Genomic DNA, 16,186 nt, shown 5'->3' with positions numbered 1-16,186 from the left:
GGTGAGCCATTACCTCACCAACTAGCTAATGCGCCGCAGGCCCATCTGTAAGTGATAGATTGCTCCATCTTTCCTAACTCTCTCATGCGAGAATGTTATTTATCCGGTATTAGCACACGTTTCCGTGAGTTATCCCAGTCTTACAGGCAGGTTGCCTACGTGTTACTCACCCGTCCGCCGCTAAGCTATCCCCGAAGGAATATCTCCGCTCGACTTGCATGTATTAGGCACGCCGCCAGCGTTCGTCCTGAGCCAGGATCAAACTCTCCATTAAAGAGCTGATTGCTCAAAATTTACTTACTAGCTTGTCTCAATCAATCGCTCGAAAGCGACGATCTCGACTGTTTGAGATTCGTTAGAATCTCATCTATTCATTCACTCGTTGTTCAGTTTTCAAAGGACAATTCTTTACTTTTCTGCGTCACAGCTTTTCAGCGGCGACTTGATTAATATACCACATCTTCACTACTCTTTGCAAGTGTTTTTTTGATCTTTTTTTCGATCAACACTCGCTTCGTTTCGTTCAGAAGCCGCTGTCTTACTGGCGGATAACTAATATACCACGGCGTAATACTCACGTCAAATCATAAAAAATGGTAATTGTATATTCTACATCTATCTTATAAAAAGAGCAGATACCTCAGGGTACCTGCTCTCTCTATTATATATTAAGAAGATAGTCTCTTAATCAATAAAGTCTTCTTCTTCACCATCTGTATCTGTCTCTTCATTCTTCTTCACACGAGCTACAGTTGATACTTCATCATCTTCTCTAATATTGATGACTTTAACACCTTGCGTGTTACGTCCCATAATCGAGATCTCAGACATACCCGTACGGATAACTGTACCTAGTGCAGTGATGATCATAAGATCCTCATCATCACGAACGACTTTAAGTCCAACGACATGACCGTTCTTCGGTGTCACATTAAGTGTCTTGATACCCTTACCACCACGTGATTGGATACGATAGTCCTCCACCGGTGTCCGTTTACCAAAGCCCTTCGATGTCACAATGAGTACCGTGTCGTCTACATTAACGATATCCGTATCAATTACATAATCGTCTTCGCCTAACTGGATACCTTTAACCCCTGTTGCTGTACGACCCATCGGACGCACATCATTTTCAGAGAAGCGAATAGAAATCCCTTGCTTCGTTGCCATAATCAATTCTTGATTACCATCGGTTAGCTTAACCCCAATTAATTGATCATCTTCACGAAGATTAAGAGCGATTAGACCTACTTTACGGATATTCACGAAGTCAATGAGTGGCGTCTTCTTAACGACCCCTTGCTTCGTACCGAAGAATACGTATTGATCTTCCGTGAATTCCTCGACTGGAATCACAGCACTGATCTTCTCACCTTGTTCGATTTGAATGAGGTTGATGATCGGTGTACCACGAGCTGTACGTCCTAGTGCAGGAATCTCATAAGCTTTAAGACGATACACTTTACCTTTATCCGTGAAGAACATCAAATAATGATGTGAATTCGTAACGAATAAGTGTTCGACGAAGTCATGCTCTTTGGTATCCATACCTACTACCCCACGACCACCACGTTTTTGTGAGCGGTACGTTGTAACAGGCAGACGCTTGATATAACCCGTATGGGAAATCGTGATGACAACATCTTCTCGAGGAATCAGATCTTCATCTTCAATGCTTTCCTCACCGATTGTTATTTCACTGCGTCTTTCATCGCCAAATTTATCTTTGATTTCATGAAGCTCTTCACTAATGATAGACAAAATTCTTTGTTCATCAGCAAGAATATCTTTGAGATCGGCAATGATTTTCATTAACTCTGCGTATTCATTCTCAATTTTCTCACGCTCTAAACCTGTTAAACGCTGCAAGCGCATATCAAGAATGGCTTGAGCTTGCTCATGGCTTAGGCTAAATGTTTGAATGAGTCCCTCACGCGCTTGTTCCGCTGTCTGTGAACGACGAATAAGTGCAATAACCTCATCCAAGTGATCAAGCGCAATACGTAAACCTTCTAAGATATGAGCACGAGCTTCTGCTTTGCGTAAATCAAACTCCGTACGGCGACGAATAATTTCACGCTGGTGCAGTAAATAATGACTCAAAATCTCTTTAAGATTCAGTACTTTAGGCTGGCCATTCGCAAGTGCAAGCATGATAATACCAAAGTTGCTTTGCATTGCGGTTTGTTTATATAAATTGTTTAATACGACGCTTGGGTTTACATCACGGCGCATTTCAATGACGATACGCATACCATTACGATCGGACTCGTCGCGAAGATCGCTAATACCCTCGATCTTTTTGTCACGAACAAGTTCTGCGATTTTCTCAACTAAACGCGCTTTATTCACTTGATAAGGAAGTTCACTCACGATAATTCTAGCTTTACCTGATACTTCCTCAATCTCAGCTTTTGCACGCATCGTTACGGACCCGCGTCCGGTTGAGTAGGCTTGTTTAATTCCTTCTCGTCCCAAAATATACCCGCCTGTTGGGAAGTCAGGACCTTTAATGGCACTCATTAATTCCAAAGGCTGAATATCTGGATTCTCGATCAACAGCTGGATTCCATCGATTACTTCCCCTAAATTGTGCGGGGGAATATTCGTTGCCATACCAACTGCAATTCCGGATACACCATTAACGAGTAAGTTAGGGAAACGGGAAGGTAATACAACAGGCTCTTTCTCTTCACCATCGTAGTTACCTACAAAATTAACTGTATCTTTATTCAGATCACGGAGCATCTCCATAGCAATCTTAGACAATCTTGCTTCTGTGTAACGCATGGCAGCTGCAAAGTCACCATCAATGGAACCAAAGTTACCATGCCCGTCAATAAGCATATAACGAAGGGAGAAGTCTTGCGCCATCCGTACCATTGTTTCATAAACGGCTGAATCCCCGTGTGGATGATACTTACCAATTACTTCACCGACAATTCTCGCTGATTTCTTATGCGGCTTATCTGAGGACATTCCTAGCTCAGACATTGCATAAAGAATCCGACGATGAACCGGTTTAAGTCCATCTCTAACATCTGGAAGAGCACGAGATACGATAATACTCATCGCATAATCCATAAACGAAGTGCGCACTTCTGATCCGATATCGATGTCTTTAATTTGCGAACGATTTTCTTCGGTCATTGTATCCTCCTAAAACCTGCTTTTTCAGCAATAGCTAAGCGATCTTCTGACGAACCTCAAGCTTAGATATCTAAATTTTTCACATACTGTGCATGTTCTTGAATAAATTCACGACGCGGTTCAACATTGTCACCCATTAAGGTGTCAAAGATTTGATCTGCATCTATCGCATCTTCAATTGTTACTTTAAGCAAAATACGTGCGTCTGGGTCCATAGTTGTTTCCCATAATTGAACAGCGTCCATCTCGCCTAGACCCTTATAACGTTGAATCCCGACTTTAACCCCTTCACCGTACTCTGCCATAATAGCATCACGCTGCTTATCGCTATAAGCATAACGCATGACTTTATTGCGCTCGAGGCGGTATAAAGGCGGCTGTGCAATGTACACGTAGCCTGCTTCGATTAATTTACGCATATATCGATAGAAGAACGTGAGTAGTAGTGTACGAATGTGTGCACCGTCTACGTCCGCATCCGTCATAATCACGATTTTGTGGTAACGAGCTTTGGCTAAATCGAATTCATCCGAAATCCCCGTACCTAGAGCTGTAATAATAGCCCGAATTTCTAAGTTGGATAAAATACGATCCAGACGCGCTTTCTCTACGTTAAGGATCTTACCTTTAAGCGGCAAAATTGCTTGGAAGTGACGGTCACGTCCACTTTTTGCTGATCCACCTGCAGAGTCACCCTCTACGATGAAAATCTCAGACACACTAGCGTCTTTAGACGAGCAATCCGCAAGCTTACCTGGCAAGGAGCTAACTTCAAGTGCGCTCTTACGGCGTGTTAACTCGCGTGCCTTACGCGCAGCCTCTCTTGCACGAGCCGCCATAAGTCCTTTTTCAATAACTTTCTTCGCAACGGCTGGATTCTCTTCCAGGAATGTTTGTAGCTTATCAGCAAGCAAAGATTCAACAATACCACGAACTTCGGAGTTACCAAGCTTAGTCTTCGTTTGTCCTTCAAATTGCGGATCTGGAATTTTTACAGAGATAATCGCTGCAATACCTTCACGAACATCATCCCCGGTTAAATTGGAATCCGAATCACGAAGTACATTATTCTTGCGGGCATAATCATTCATGATCCGTGTCATAGCACTCTTGAATCCGGATTCATGCGTACCGCCCTCATGGGTGTTAATGTTATTCGCAAATGAATATATATTCTCAACGTACGAATCGTTGTATTGGATCGCAACTTCAACTTGAATGTTGTCTTTAGTACCCTCTACGTAAATTGGAACCTGATTGACCGGCTCACGATTACGGTTCAAATATTCAACGAAAGAGACGATACCACCCTCAGCCATAAACGTATTGGACGTACCTGTACGCTCATCGATGAGATTGATCTCAAGTCCCTTATTTAAGAACGCTAACTCACGAATACGTGATTGCAAGATATCATATTCGTATTCTGTCGTTTCTGTAAAAATTTCTTTATCTGGTAAGAACGTAATCGAAGTACCAGTCTCATCGCTTTCGCCGATCGTCTTCAGATCGTACTGAGGTACACCGCGTTGATATTCTTGTTGGAATACTTTGCCCTCACGTTTAACGGTCACGATTAGTTTCTCAGACAATGCGTTAACTACGGACACACCAACACCGTGCAGACCGCCAGATACTTTATACCCTTCGCCGCCGAATTTACCACCTGCGTGCAGGACCGTTAATACAACTTCTACGGTTGGGCGCTTAAGCTTCGCATTCTCACCGACAGGAATACCACTACCATTATCGATTACTGTTATCGAGTTGTCCTTATTCACAATGACATCGATTCGCGTACAGCGGCCGGCAAGTGCCTCGTCAATCGAGTTGTCGACAACTTCCCAAACCAAATGATGAAGTCCCTTACCGCTCGTCGAACCGATATACATCCCCGGACGTTTACGAACAGCTTCAAGTCCCTCAAGAACTTGAATTGAACTCTCATCGTATGAATTCTGATTTAAAGACATTTCCGTTCACCTGCTTCTCTATAGTCAAATCGGGTCAATGGGTCAAAAGTTGATGGGCTCTCTTCTTCAAAGTCGTAGAAGAGATTGGAGAGTAATACACTTTATTAGTCGTCACGACGAGCGATTTGCTGTCTTCCTCACTAATCACTTCGATTTGCTTGGATTTATTCGCTTCGACAATGAACGTTCTTGATATCTTAGAAGATTTCTCGATCGATAGGTCAAATATAGCGACGAGCTCCGCACAGCGGATAATTTTCTCGCCCCCTAAATGAATAAACATGATATCAACTCCCGCTAGTTACATTTCCGCTTCTCACATGAAAGACGGAGGAGTCATTCAAGCGGTCTAAATGCACGCTCTCAAGACTGGTTGTTGTAATGAATGTCTGCACTTTGCTTTGGAACGTACGGATAAGCTCAGTCTGTCTAAACTCATCAAGTTCCGATAATACATCATCCAATAACAAAAGCGGATATTCGCCCACTTCCTCATGGATTAGCTCGATCTCCGCTAATTTGAGAGAAAGTGCCGTCGTCCGCTGTTGACCTTGTGAGCCGTACGTATGCACTTCTTTATCGTTAATATAAAACCGCATATCATCACGATGTGGTCCAAGAAGCGTTGCCCCTCTACGTAATTCTTGATCCCTTATCTTAGTTAACTTTACCATAAATTGCTCCAATAAAACAGTTTCTTGTGCATCTTCGGAAAAGGAAAAAGAAGGGGTGTATTCCACTCGAAGCACTTCAGAGCCTTTCGTAATGCCAGCATGAATCTGCTCTGCCCACGTTTGGAGCTTATTTATGAAGTTTTGACGTTTTTTCATAATTTTAACACCATACAGCGCAAGTTGTTCATCCCACACTTCAAGCATCGATATATTAACGACATTTGGGGATGAACTTTTTAGAAAATTATTACGTTGTTGGAGCGTCTTCTGATACTGCGACAAGTCATAGAGATAGCTTGGATAAACTTGTCCAATTTCCATATCGAGAAAACGGCGCCTTACCCCTGGACTGCCCTTCACAATTTCCAAGTCTTCCGGTGCAAACATAACAACGTTCAAACCACCAACAAACAGACTTAGTTTTTTTTGCTCCAGGCCGTTAATTTTTGCTTTCTTCCCTTTAGCAGTAAAGGTCAGATCCAGGGTGCAGGTGCCGTATTTTTTATCAATTTCACCGGTGATTTGTGCAGTGTCCTTGTGCCAACCGATGAGTTCTTTATCTTGGAATGTACGATGTGATTTCGTTAGGGCCAGCACATAAATCGCTTCAAGCAAGTTTGTTTTCCCTTGTGCATTAGGCCCTAAGAAGATATTCACATTCCGATCCAAGGTGAGCGTAAGCTCCTCATAATTTCGATAATTTCTCACGGACAATGTTTTTAGAAACAATAAGGGTTCCTCCCCACTTCTCCTAAGCTTACTGTCCTACAACTGTAAATTGACCACAGCCAGCCACAACAACTGTATCACCAGCACGCAGCTTGCGTCCGCGGCGATTGTCCGGCTCCCCATTAATCAACACTTCTGTTTCTTGTAAAAAAGATTTCGCATGACCGCCAGTTGCGATGCACTGCGCTAATTTCAAAAATTGTCCAAGCGTAATGTATTCCGTTGAGATGGAAATAGATTTCATAACATTCGTCTCCTTAGTTTGTTGTCCGGTATGGCAGAATCAACTGCAAAATTTCTGCGCCGTCTTCAGGCTTAATGATGATCGGCTGCATTGCACCTGTAAAACCGATATGGATATTCTCGCTGTCCATGACTTTAAGTGCTTCAAGCATATATTTGGAGTTAAACGAAATACGAAGAAGATCGCCGCGAATCGAATTCAAGTTGATTTCTTCCGTCACTTTACCGAGTTCTGTAGAAGTGGATGAAATCTCAATGGATTGATCTTCACGCATAATGAGCTTCACAATATTCGTCTTATCTTCACGGGATAGCAAGTATGCACGATCAATTGCCTCTGTGAGCTGCTTCGTGTTTACATTCAGCTCCGTCTGAAACGTTTCTTGAATAAGCTTGCTTGTATCTGGATAAGTTCCATCTAGGATCCGTGTGTAGAACAAAATGGAGTGAATCTTAAACAGCACTTGGTTATCTGCAATAACAATGTCGATTAAGGTGTTGTGATCCGGAAGTACTTTATTTAATTCATTCAGGGTACGACCCGAAATGACAATGTTCGAGAATTTTTGTGATGGATCAAGATCGATGTTTACTTCACGAGAAGCTAAACGGTGACGATCACAAGCAACAAATTTTAGTTTGCCGTTCTCAATTGTCCAAAGTACACCTGTTAGTATCGCCGTAGTTTCATTTGTTGAAACAGCGAATGAAGTTTGTTTAATCATGGTACGCAAAATATCGCTTGGGATTCGAATCGTACGGCTCTCCTCAAGCATCGGTAACAACGGGAACTCTTCAGGATCGAGTCCCATTAATTGAATTTCAGAAGAACCCGAACGAATGGTTGTCTGAAAATGATCCTTCACTTCAATTTCAATTTGTTGGGAAGGTAACTTACGAATCATCTCCATAAAGAATTTGGCGGGCAGTACGACGCTGCCGTTCTGACGAAGATCGATAATCGAAGTACCTTCTTTTTCAATTGGAATATGGCTTTGAATGGAAATGTCAGTGTCACTTGCTGTTAGCGTTACGCCGCCAGAAGTCGCATCAATTTTAATACCCGTAAGAATGGGAATAGTTGTTCGACTTGATATCGCTTTGGCAACATGTGAAATAGCTTCGGTTAAGTGGTCTTTTAAAATGGTTAATTTCATCTTTTCACTCCTGTAGTTCTGGATTCTCAAATCCCGTCATATACTCTTATAATATATAGATTTTTATATACTTAGTAGTAGTAGGGGCAGTGGATATGTGGATATGTGCATAAAACCGAGATAAAACAAGCCTATCCACATGTGCATAGATTGTGTATAGGCTTGTGTATTTAGGATGACATATTTTTCACTTTTTCGATAAGCGAATTGGTGATTTTGTACAGTTCTTGATCGGTTTTGAGCAGCTCCGAAACTTTCTCATGCGCATGGATGACCGTTGTGTGGTCGCGTCCCCCGAAAGCTTCCCCAATTTTAGGTAAAGAGAAATCTGTCAGCTCTCTTGAGAGGTACATGGCCACTTGACGTGGGAATGCGACAGCTTTCGTGCGCTTTCGTGCTTTGAAATCCTCTAGCTTTAGCCCATAAAATTCACCAACACGCTGCTGAATATCCTGAATTGTAATCACTTTCGGACGAGCGGAAGGGATAATATCCTTGAGCGCTTCTGCTGCCAGATGTACCGTAATATCTTGATTCGTTAGGGATGAGTAAGCAACAACACGAATAAGTGCACCTTCAAGCTCACGAATGTTCGTATCGATCTGGTTGGCGATATAAGCCATCGCTTCATTCGGAATTTCTAAGTTCTCCGCCTTCGCTTTTTTACGTAAAATCGCGATTCGCGTCTCTAAATCCGGTGGTTGAATATCCGTAATTAATCCCCACTCAAACCGCGAACGTAGGCGGTCTTCAAGCGTTGGAATCTCTTTAGGAGGTCGGTCACTGGAAATGATGATCTGCTTGCCTTCTTCATGCAGCGCATTAAAGGTGTGGAAAAACTCCTCTTGAATTCGTTCTTTTCCCGCCAAAAACTGAATATCGTCAATTAGAAGTACATCAATATTGCGATATTTGTTCCGGAAACCTTCCCCGCGATTATCCCGAATGGCATTAATGAACTCGTTTGTAAACTTTTCGGACGAGATGTACAAGACGCGAGAAGCTTCATTATGCTCCAGTACATAGTGTCCAATAGCGTGCATAAGATGCGTTTTACCAAGCCCTACGCCCCCGTACAAAAACAGCGGATTGTAAGCCTTGGCAGGTGCTTCTGCGACTGCAAGAGATGCAGCATGAGCAAAACGGTTGCCGGATCCAATGACGAATGTATCGAATTGGTACCGTGAATTCATCATATGTGGAAAAGTTTCTTCTGGAGTCCGCGCTACTTTAGTTTCTTGAATAGGTTGTCCTGCTTGTGGCAATACTTCCTTCGGTTCGTCACTTTCAATCGCAAACTTCAGTGCATATTCTTTTCCCGTATATTCCGTAATCGCAGATGAGATTAATTTATGGTAACGGCTCTCCAGCCATTCGCGTGCAAAATTATTCGGTGCGTACACCGTGACCGTATGATCGGCAAAACTCGACTTTGTCGATTTTAACCAGGTATCGAAACTAGGTTTACTGACCTTGGTTTGAATGATGGTTAAGATATGATGCCAATCCTCTTGATTGTGGAATTCCACAGATTTTATTCACCCCTTATGTCAGAAAACAAAGCATATTGTCATATTTTATCCACATTAACTGGGATAAACAAAAATGAGATATTAAGATGAGCAGTGACTTGTTCACAATGTTATCCACAGGTTGTTGATAAACGGAGGAAATACGGAGAATATCCACAACAGAAACACTCTTATATTAGCAGATGGAACCCTTGAAATCAACGGATTGTTTGATTTTATCCACAACTTCTACACCTTGTGTGTAAAAGTTATTCAGACCACAAGATATTGTTGATAAAATGTTGATTCGACATCTTTTTCCTGTGCATAGTTTTTTTCGCGTTTTGACGACAATCCACATTATGCCCACAGGTTGACTTTTTGCTTCAATTTGTGGTTTAATGTATAAAGAAATTTTTGTGGATTTCGATCCTCAACAGGGAGGTGCAATATAGATGCGTCCTACATTCAGACCTAACACTAGAAAACGTAAAAAGGTTCATGGTTTCCGTACAAGAATGAGCACAAAGAACGGTCGTAAAGTTCTAGCAGCTCGTCGTCTTAAAGGAAGAAAAGTGCTTAGCGCATAATAAACGGACCACGAATTGGTGGTCTTTTTTATTCGTAAATTTTAAAAAACGTCATTGCGACGTTTTTTTTTCTGTCTGTTTGGATTTATGGAATTGTGTGAAAGATAAATAAAGGATAAGAGGTGAGAGTGGTGGAGAAAGCATATCGACTCGCCAAGAGGGAAGATTTCGGCAAAGTATATCGGCATGGCAAATCGGTGGCTAATCACCAATTTGTCCTTTATTATTTTTCCCGACCAAGGCAGGAAAATTTCCGCTTAGGGATTTCGGCATCCAAAAAAATTGGAAATGCGGTTGTACGTAATCGCATGAGACGCTGCATTAAAGAAGTTATTCGACTCAATAAAGAGCTGCTAACAAATGGCTACGATTATATAGTAATTGTACGTAAGCCTGCAGCCGAAATGTCCTATCAGGAGCTGGAGAAAAGCATCAAGCATGTGATTCGCAAAGCTTCTTTAAATAAAAGAAACGTTATGGTATAGTTTATATGATGGGAAAGTTGTCATAGAGCGTATGCTTATTAAGCTAGATTTGGGAGGATTTCAATTGACTCGTGTGAATCGCCGATGGTTTGTGGCTTTACCATTCTTGTTTATGATCCTGTTACTAACAGGTTGCGGCAATACAACTGCATTGCCGATGCTTGATGATAGTGGCCGTGAAGCGGCAGGATTTTTCGTGAAATATTTCGTTATTCCATTAGTAGATTTGCTAGACATACTTGCAGATGTACTGTTTAGTTCATATGGACTTGCGATTATCGCGATAACAATCCTTATTCGCTTAGTTATTTTACCGCTTTCAATTAAGCAATTCCGTTCTTCGAAGAAGATGCAGGATTTACAACCTGAGATGAAAAAGCTTCGTGAACAATTTAAAGATGATCCAAAAAAACAACAAGAAGAATCGATGAAGTTATTCCAGAAGCATGGGGTTAATCCACTTGCAGGATGTTTCCCAGTGCTAATTCAAATGCCGATTTTACTTGCGCTATATCAATCCATTATGCGTAATCCAAGCATCGCAGGACATGAGTTCTTGTGGTACCACTTGGATAAACCAGAACCGTACGTGCTTCCAATTCTTGCGGCACTTACAACGTTCGGTCAGCAATTGTTTATGAAATCACAGATGAACCAACAGATGCAAATGCTATTGTTCGTGTTCCCTGTATTGATTTACATTATGGCGATTCAGTTCCCAGCAGCGTTAACGACTTACTGGATCGTGGGCAATGTCTTTACAATTATTCAGTACTACTTCATGTATGGCGGATTTAATTCGACGAAACCAGAAGTTAGCCCGGCTGCTACGCCGAGTAAAAAAGGTTCCAAGAAAAAAGGGTGACGTATAATGAAGAAGTTGGTCGTGACCGGAAAAACAATTGAAGATGCGGTTAAGGCAGGACTTTCGAAATGGAATGTCCCGTCTGATCGTGTGAATACGGTTGTTTTGGAACAGCCGTCGAGAGGTTTCTTAGGATTATTCGGAACAAGAGAAGCGAAAGTGGAACTTGAATTGATTCCAGATCCTTATGAAGAAGCAATTGCATTTATTAAGGAATTAACATCTGCAATGGATATCTCCACTGAAGTATCAGTGAAGAAAGAAAAGGACCAGACGCTGTTCGAGCTTTCCGGTTCTGAACTGGGCATATTGATCGGTAAAAGAGGACAAACTTTGGATGCACTTCAGTATCTCGTGAACATTGTGGCGAATCGCTATTCGTCTTCGCATGTTCGGATTATGCTGGATGCAGAGAATTTCCGTGAAAGACGGCGTCAAACGCTTGATGATCTTGCTAATAAGTTAGCTACGCGTGTTATTCGTACGAAGAAAGATGTCATTCTCGAACCGATGAATGCACAAGAACGAAAAATCATTCATACTGCGTTACAGAGTCATCCGTCGGTACGTACTGCCTCTAAGGGCGATGAACCGAACAGAAGAATCGTAATTACGCTTCGATAGTACAATTATGCAATGACACTTAAGTTTTAAGCGTCATTGCTTTTTTCTTAGAATGAGGATATACATGAGGGGTAAATACACATGTTAAATGATACAATTGCAGCAATATCCACTCCGCTTGGAGAGGGAGGAATAGCTGTTATTCGCGTAAGTGGAGAAGAAGCTGTTCCGCTGGTAGATCGTATTTTTAAATCGAAAAATAAACTGGCTGATGTTGATACGCACACGGTACACTACGGCCATATTATAGATGCTAAAACGAGCGACCGTATTGAGGAAGTACTCGTTACGGTGATGCGCGCGCCGCGTTCTTTTACGATGGAAGATGTCGTAGAGGTAAGTTGTCATGGCGGGATTGTATCCGTTAAAAAAGTGCTCGATGAGCTACTTGCACATGGCGTTCGTCTTGCAGAACCGGGAGAGTTTACGAAGCGTGCATTCCTAAATGGAAGAATTGATTTAACGCAGGCGGAAGCGGTTATTGACCTGATTCGTGCGAAGTCAGATCGTGCATTTAAAGTGGCGCTTAAACAAGTGGATGGTGCATTGTCGAAGCGAATTGGTGAACTTCGTTATGAGCTTGTAGAACTAATAGCACATATTGAAGTAAATATTGATTACCCTGAGCATGATGTGGAAGAAATGACAAATGCATTTATTCGGGAAAAATGTACGAAGGTGATGGAACAAATTAAGATGTTGCTACACACTGCGGAGCAAGGAAAAATCCTTCGTGAGGGTATTACGACAGCGATTATCGGTCGACCGAATGTAGGCAAGTCTTCTTTGCTTAATGCTCTGGCTCAAGATAACCGTGCGATTGTGACGGATATTCCGGGAACGACGCGTGATGTTATTGAAGAGTATGTGAATGTAGGTGGTATTCCGCTTAAGTTGCTTGATACAGCTGGCATTCGTGAAACATCGGATCTGGTTGAGCAAATTGGGGTGGAGCGCTCACGCAATGCCATTATGGACGCGGATCTGGTGCTATTCGTACTGAATCAGGCAGAGGCGCTCACGGCAGAAGATATGGCGATGATGGAGCAACTGAAGGATCGTCAGACTATCGTTATTCTAAATAAAGTGGATTTGGCTCCTGTTCTCGATCGTGGGGTCGTAGCAGAATCATTCCAAACGGATCGCATTGTGGAATTGTCCCTATTAGAAGAAAAAGGATTAGCTGACCTAGAAAAAACGATCTCAACGATATTCTTCGAGGGTCAATTAGAAGGCAGCGATTTAACATATGTAAGTAATGTACGTCATATTCATTTGCTAAAAGAGGCAAAGAAATCGCTTGAAGATGCGCAGGAAGCAAATGATATGCATATCCCGATTGATATGCTACAAATTGATATTCGTACAGCTTGGGAACAGCTTGGAGAAATTATTGGTGATTCGGTTGCTGAATCGCTCATTGATCAAATCTTTTCGCAATTTTGCTTAGGAAAGTAAGGGGTGAATTATTTTGAGTTATCATGGTGGAGATTTCGATGTGATCGTGATTGGAGCAGGTCACGCAGGGGTAGAAGCGGCACTTGCTTCAGCTCGTATGGGGTGTGAGACGCTGCTCATTACAATCAATCTGGATATGGTGGCGTTCATGCCTTGTAACCCATCCATTGGTGGGCCGGCAAAGGGCCACGTTGTGCGTGAGATTGATGCACTAGGTGGGGAAATGGGGCGCAATATTGACCGTACTTATATCCAGATGCGGATGCTAAATACAGGTAAAGGTCCTGCTGTACATGCCCTTCGTGCACAAGCTGATAAGTTCTTATACCAACAAACAATGAAGGAAACGATTGAAAACACGCCGAAATTGACGATGCGTCAAGGGATGGTTGAGGAGTTAATCGTTGAAGATGGAGAGTGCAAAGGGGTTCTAACGAAGACTGGTGCGAAGTATATGGCAAAAGCGGTTGTCGTGACTACAGGTACTTACTTGCGCGGTAAGGTGATTATGGGTGAGTTGATCTACGAGAGTGGGCCGAACAACCAACAACCATCGATTCGTTTGTCCGAGAGCTTAAGAGAGCTCGGGCTAGAGCTTGTACGCTTCAAAACGGGTACGCCACCGCGTGTGCATAGAGATACGATTGATTTTGATAAGACGGTTATCCAACCGGGGGATGATGTGCCGAAATACTTTTCTTATGAAACGACTTCGGGCACGCAAGATCAACTTCCTTGTTGGTTAACGTATACGTCAGAAGAAACACATCAAATCATTAATGATAATTTGCACCGTGCACCGATGTTCTCAGGCGTAATAGAAGGTACGGGTCCACGTTATTGCCCTTCCATTGAGGACAAAATTGTACGTTTCGCAGATAAGCCGAAGCATCAAATTTTCTTAGAGCCAGAAGGACGTAATACGTCGGAATATTATGTTCAAGGGTTATCGACTTCGATGCCAGAAGATGTTCAACTGCAAATTCTAAGATCGGTTCCTGGTTTAGAAAAAGTTGAAATGATGCGTACGGGTTATGCAATTGAGTATGATGCGGTTGTACCTACACAACTGAAGCCTTCGCTTGAAACGAAGGTGGTAAGTGGATTATTCACCGCTGGTCAAATTAATGGAACATCCGGTTATGAAGAAGCTGCAGGTCAAGGGGTTATGGCAGGTATTAACGCGGCACGTAAAGTGCAGGGCAAAGATGCTGTAATCTTGAATCGTTCGGAAGGTTATATTGGTGTTCTTATTGATGATTTGGTAACAAAAGGTACGAATGAACCTTATCGTCTTCTGACATCAAGAGCCGAGTATCGTCTATTGCTTCGTCATGATAATGCAGATCTTCGTCTGACACCAATTGGTCATGAGATTGGACTGATCTCAGACGAGCGTTATGAGCGTTTCTTGAATAAGAGATCACTAGTAGAGCAAGAAATTGCACGCTTGGAAAAAACGATGGTGAAGCCGGAAGATATCGATGACATCCTTCTTGAAGCTGGTACGGTTCGACTTGCGCATGCTTCACAGCTAATCACGTTACTGCGTCGTCCAGAAGTACAGTATCAACTTGTGGATCAAATTTCACCTTCACCTTATGAACTAAATGAAGAAATGAAAGAGCAAGTTGAAATCCAAGTAAAATACTCGGGATATATTGATAAACAATTGATTCAGGTTGAGCGTCTGAAAAAGATGGAGAAGAAGCTCATTCCGGACGAAATTATATACGAAGAAATTCACGGTATTGCGATGGAAGCGAAGCAAAAACTTGCTAAAATCAGACCGATATCGATTGGGCAAGCGACACGGATTTCCGGGGTAACTCCTGCAGACATATCGATTCTTATCGTATATCTAGAACATTATAACCGTGTAACAGCTTCAAGAGGATAGGAGAATACAATGGATGCACTGCAACAAGAGTTCGTAGCGAAACTTGGCGAGAAGGGGATTGAACTCTCTGAAGCGCAAGTTGATCAATTCGAACTTTATTATAAAGAACTTGTCGAATGGAATGAGAAGATTAACTTAACAGCGATTACGGAGCGCTCCGAGGTGTATTGGAAGCACTTCTACGATTCGCTATCTCTATCATTTTATGTCGAAATGAATAAAGTAAAGAGTATGGCTGATATCGGATCAGGTGCAGGGTTTCCAGGGATCCCGCTTAAAATTGCTTTCCCACATTTGAAATTAACGATTGTGGATTCATTGAATAAACGTATTAATTTCCTCAAGCAATTAGTCGAGAAACTTAACGTTCAAGATGTGAATTGTGTGCATGGTCGTGCTGAAGACATTGGTCGATTGCCAGAGCATCGAGATCAATATGATCTATCCACAGCTCGAGCGGTTGCTAGATTTAATAGCCTTGCTGAGTTCTGTATGCCTTTCGTCAAAGTAGGCGGGAAGTTCGTCTCGATGAAAGGTTCAGAAGTAGAAGAGGAAGTAAAAGAGTCTGGTAACTGCATGAAGGAGCTTCGTGGTAAGGTCCTAAAAGTTGATCGCATGGAACTTCCGGTAGTTGGTGGTGTTCGTCACTTTGTTCAAGTGAGTAAGCTTGCTGCAACTCCGAAAAAATATCCGCGTAAAGCGGGTACACCGCTTAAGAGTCCACTGTTGTAATCGCAATAACCCTGGCCGTGTGCTGGGGTTTATTTACGAGATAGGGAAGTAGTGTCTTGTTATAGTATGGAGTACGAAGCTGCTTATCTAACATA

14 protein-coding genes and 1 rRNA gene are annotated in these 16,186 nt (G+C 42.4%); 7 read left to right on the top strand and 8 right to left on the bottom strand.

What is annotated here, in order from left to right; genetic code table 11:
• The 8 genes from NV379_RS10140 to dnaA form a co-directional block, all read right to left on the bottom strand.
• Positions 1–274: ribosomal RNA gene (locus NV379_RS10140) — 16S ribosomal RNA — on the bottom strand; the annotation flags it as partial.
• Between the two features lie 410 nt (positions 275–684).
• Positions 685–3,150, bottom strand: a complete 2,466-nt coding sequence (gene gyrA, locus NV379_RS10135; RefSeq protein WP_258207168.1) for a DNA gyrase subunit A — start codon at positions 3,148–3,150, stop codon at positions 685–687.
• Positions 3,151–3,212: 62 nt separating this feature from the next.
• Positions 3,213–5,123 carry a DNA topoisomerase (ATP-hydrolyzing) subunit B gene (gyrB, locus tag NV379_RS10130; protein ID WP_258207167.1) on the bottom strand — a complete coding sequence of 637 codons (1,911 nt, stop codon included), beginning with the start codon at positions 5,121–5,123 and terminating at the stop codon, positions 3,213–3,215.
• 34 nt (positions 5,124–5,157) lie between these two features.
• Positions 5,158–5,406: an extracellular matrix regulator RemB gene (gene remB, locus NV379_RS10125; protein ID WP_258207166.1), complete on the bottom strand. Its 249-nt coding sequence runs from the start codon at positions 5,404–5,406 to the stop codon at positions 5,158–5,160.
• A 4-nt stretch (positions 5,407–5,410) separates the two neighbouring features.
• Positions 5,411–6,526, bottom strand: a complete 1,116-nt coding sequence (recF, locus tag NV379_RS10120; RefSeq protein WP_258207165.1) for a DNA replication/repair protein RecF — start codon at positions 6,524–6,526, stop codon at positions 5,411–5,413.
• Positions 6,527–6,554: 28 nt separating this feature from the next.
• Complete coding sequence (gene yaaA / locus NV379_RS10115) at positions 6,555–6,770, bottom strand: S4 domain-containing protein YaaA (protein ID WP_258207164.1); 216 nt, start codon at positions 6,768–6,770, stop codon at positions 6,555–6,557.
• Between the two features lie 13 nt (positions 6,771–6,783).
• Positions 6,784–7,926, bottom strand: a complete 1,143-nt coding sequence (gene dnaN / locus NV379_RS10110) for a DNA polymerase III subunit beta (RefSeq protein WP_258207163.1) — start codon at positions 7,924–7,926, stop codon at positions 6,784–6,786.
• Positions 7,927–8,096: 170 nt separating this feature from the next.
• Entirely contained in the window at positions 8,097–9,455 is a 1,359-nt protein-coding gene (dnaA, locus tag NV379_RS10105) for a chromosomal replication initiator protein DnaA (protein WP_258207162.1), read from the bottom strand.
• A gap of 437 nt (positions 9,456–9,892) precedes the next feature.
• Here dnaA and rpmH point away from each other — a divergent pair, with 437 nt between their 5' ends.
• From rpmH to rsmG, 7 genes are all read left to right on the top strand, one after another.
• Positions 9,893–10,027: a 50S ribosomal protein L34 gene (gene rpmH, locus NV379_RS10100; protein ID WP_258207161.1), complete on the top strand. Its 135-nt coding sequence runs from the start codon at positions 9,893–9,895 to the stop codon at positions 10,025–10,027.
• Between the two features lie 131 nt (positions 10,028–10,158).
• The gene (gene rnpA / locus NV379_RS10095; RefSeq protein ID WP_258207160.1) at positions 10,159–10,512 is read left to right on the top strand and encodes a ribonuclease P protein component; all 354 of its coding nucleotides are present in this window, start codon (positions 10,159–10,161) and stop codon (positions 10,510–10,512) included.
• A 73-nt stretch (positions 10,513–10,585) separates the two neighbouring features.
• Positions 10,586–11,377, top strand: coding sequence for a membrane protein insertase YidC (gene yidC, locus NV379_RS10090; RefSeq protein WP_258207199.1), 792 nt, complete (start codon positions 10,586–10,588; stop codon positions 11,375–11,377).
• 6 nt (positions 11,378–11,383) lie between these two features.
• On the top strand, positions 11,384–12,001 hold the full coding sequence (gene jag, locus NV379_RS10085) for an RNA-binding cell elongation regulator Jag/EloR (RefSeq protein WP_258207159.1): 618 nt from the start codon (positions 11,384–11,386) through the stop codon (positions 11,999–12,001).
• An 81-nt stretch (positions 12,002–12,082) separates the two neighbouring features.
• Positions 12,083–13,459: a tRNA uridine-5-carboxymethylaminomethyl(34) synthesis GTPase MnmE gene (gene mnmE, locus NV379_RS10080; RefSeq protein WP_258207158.1), complete on the top strand. Its 1,377-nt coding sequence runs from the start codon at positions 12,083–12,085 to the stop codon at positions 13,457–13,459.
• A gap of 13 nt (positions 13,460–13,472) precedes the next feature.
• On the top strand, positions 13,473–15,359 hold the full coding sequence (mnmG, locus tag NV379_RS10075) for a tRNA uridine-5-carboxymethylaminomethyl(34) synthesis enzyme MnmG (RefSeq protein ID WP_258207157.1): 1,887 nt from the start codon (positions 13,473–13,475) through the stop codon (positions 15,357–15,359).
• A 9-nt stretch (positions 15,360–15,368) separates the two neighbouring features.
• Entirely contained in the window at positions 15,369–16,091 is a 723-nt protein-coding gene (gene rsmG / locus NV379_RS10070; protein WP_258207156.1) for a 16S rRNA (guanine(527)-N(7))-methyltransferase RsmG, read from the top strand.
• The last annotated feature ends 95 nt before the right edge of the window (positions 16,092–16,186 follow it).

It is taken from the genome of Paenibacillus radicibacter (assembly GCF_024721995.1).
Taxonomy (GTDB): domain Bacteria; phylum Bacillota; class Bacilli; order Paenibacillales; family NBRC-103111; genus Paenibacillus_AM; species Paenibacillus_AM radicibacter.
The sequence above is the reverse complement of the archived record's forward strand: the minus strand, read 5'-3'. Positions and strand labels throughout refer to the sequence as shown.

What these genes read in the sequence shown, in the direction of transcription:
- jag (WP_258207159.1), top strand. Translation starts at nt 11,384, where the DNA reads ATGAAGAAGTTGGTCGTGACCGGAAAAACAATTGAAGATGCGGTTAAG.
- yaaA (WP_258207164.1), bottom strand. Translation starts at nt 6,770, where the DNA reads ATGAAATCTATTTCCATCTCAACGGAATACATTACGCTTGGACAATTT.
- rpmH (WP_258207161.1), top strand. Translation starts at nt 9,893, where the DNA reads ATGCGTCCTACATTCAGACCTAACACTAGAAAACGTAAAAAGGTTCAT.
- mnmE (WP_258207158.1), top strand. Translation starts at nt 12,083, where the DNA reads ATGTTAAATGATACAATTGCAGCAATATCCACTCCGCTTGGAGAGGGA.
- remB (WP_258207166.1), bottom strand. Translation starts at nt 5,406, where the DNA reads ATGTTTATTCATTTAGGGGGCGAGAAAATTATCCGCTGTGCGGAGCTC.
- dnaN (WP_258207163.1), bottom strand. Translation starts at nt 7,926, where the DNA reads ATGAAATTAACCATTTTAAAAGACCACTTAACCGAAGCTATTTCACAT.
- gyrB (WP_258207167.1), bottom strand. Translation starts at nt 5,123, where the DNA reads ATGTCTTTAAATCAGAATTCATACGATGAGAGTTCAATTCAAGTTCTT.
- gyrA (WP_258207168.1), bottom strand. Translation starts at nt 3,150, where the DNA reads ATGACCGAAGAAAATCGTTCGCAAATTAAAGACATCGATATCGGATCA.
- rsmG (WP_258207156.1), top strand. Translation starts at nt 15,369, where the DNA reads ATGGATGCACTGCAACAAGAGTTCGTAGCGAAACTTGGCGAGAAGGGG.